Below are 532 nucleotides of genomic sequence, written 5' to 3'. Positions count from 1 at the left end.
AAAAGCAAACGAATAACGGTAATGTCAACTCCAAAATAAGCAGCTAAACCACTACACACACCACCTAAAACTTTGTTATCATTATCACGGTAGAATTTCTTGATTTTCTTGTCTTCGTCGAGGTTGAAGTTTGGCGGGAAAACAACCCAACAAACAAAATATGCTAAGAAAACAAAACCTGAAATTGGCCCGAGGTCGTCATCAATTGGCGGTAAGCCTAAGAATAACAACAAGTATATAATTCTGACCCAAACCACATCAATATTGAAATAATGTGCCAAGCCTGCCAAAACCCCGCCCAATGCTTTGCGTTTTACATCACGATAAAGGCGTTTTGGTTGAGTTGCTTTACTATCCGATTCTTGGCTTCCTGCTGTTGACTGTTGACTGCTAAATGTCGATTGAGTATTGTTCGCTGTTGATTGTGCAGTGTTTTTCAAATCTTCTTCTTCTTCGATTGCCTCAAAGTCAGATACACTACCCATTGATTTAATGAGGTCGTTTACGCCTTCATACGTAATAACAGGTTGGC

Annotated in this window: 1 protein-coding gene; it reads right to left on the bottom strand. The window is 39.7% G+C overall.

Going from position 1 to position 532, the window contains the following annotated elements:
* The coding region (locus IEW58_RS14255; RefSeq protein ID WP_188645890.1) for a PspC domain-containing protein at window positions 1-532 on the bottom strand (532 nt) is incomplete at both ends.

The sequence above is a fragment of the Tsuneonella deserti genome, from assembly GCF_014644315.1.
GTDB classification, from domain to species: Bacteria; Pseudomonadota; Alphaproteobacteria; order Sphingomonadales; family Sphingomonadaceae; genus Tsuneonella; species Tsuneonella deserti.
The sequence above is the reverse complement of the archived record's forward strand: the minus strand, read 5'-3'. Positions and strand labels throughout refer to the sequence as shown.